1 protein-coding gene is annotated in these 552 nt (G+C 45.1%); it reads left to right on the top strand.

From position 1 onward, the window contains the following. Positions 1 to 552, top strand: a 552-nt coding sequence (locus NF418_RS10305) for an Ig-like domain-containing protein (RefSeq protein WP_256779533.1), incomplete at both ends; no start/stop codon positions are given.

Here is a 552-nt window from a genome sequence, read left to right as displayed (position 1 = left end):
ACAGAACAAACAGTAACTGTTACTAAAGAAGATGATGGTACATGGTCCGTTCCAGCAGATTCAGGTGTCACTGTAGATCCTACTACAGGCGCAGTCACAATTCCAGCAGATAAAGTTCAAGATGGCTCAACAGTTTCTGCCACATCAACTGATGAAGCAGGCAACACATCAAGCCCAGCAAAAGACACAGCTAAGAATAATCCAGATACAACAGCACCAGAAGCACCAGTAGTCAACGCACCAAAAGAAGGTGATACAACAGTAACAGGTACAGCCGAACCAGGCTCAACCGTAACTGTAACCTTCCCAGACGGTTCAACAGCTACAACAACAGCTGACGAAAACGGCAACTACACAGTAGATGTCCCAGCAAGCGTTGATCTTAAAGATGGTGATAAAGTAACTGCGACAGCTACTGATGAAGCAGGTAACACATCAACACCAACAGAAGCCACTACAACAGCTAACCCATCAGATGCGGATGAGAACACACCAAAAACTCCAGCCGTAACGCCAGTTGAAGATACAAACAACTTGACTGATGATGAGAAA

It is taken from the genome of Streptococcus suis, assembly GCF_024509555.1.
Classification (GTDB): Bacteria; Bacillota; Bacilli; order Lactobacillales; family Streptococcaceae; genus Streptococcus; species Streptococcus suis_AD.
The sequence above is the reverse complement of the archived record's forward strand: the minus strand, read 5'-3'. Positions and strand labels throughout refer to the sequence as shown.